Annotated in this window: 1 protein-coding gene; it reads left to right on the plus strand. The window is 59.1% G+C overall.

Annotation, left to right across the window (positions count from 1 at the left end):
- The coding region (gene dctP, locus R0J88_RS24090) for a TRAP transporter substrate-binding protein DctP (RefSeq protein ID WP_410901470.1) at positions 1 to 230 on the plus strand (230 nt) is incomplete at both ends.

Genomic DNA, 230 nt, shown 5'->3' on the forward strand with positions numbered 1-230 from the left:
GCTACGGTGCCAACCCGACGCCGATGCCCTATTCCGAGGTCTACTCCGGCCTGCAGCTGGGCCAGATCGACGGCCAGGTGAACCCGGTATTCGCCATCCAGGAAATGAGCTTCTACGAAGTTCAGGACTACATGATCCAGGCCAAGCAGGCGCAGTTCATCACCACGCTGGTGGCCTCCAGTGACTTCTATTCCGGTCTGGATGACGAGCAGCAGCAGATGCTCGACAAG

Origin of the sequence: Pseudoalteromonas sp. SIMBA_162 (assembly GCF_046535955.1) — a bacterium.
Classification (GTDB): Bacteria; Pseudomonadota; Gammaproteobacteria; order Enterobacterales; family Alteromonadaceae; genus Pseudoalteromonas; species Pseudoalteromonas marina.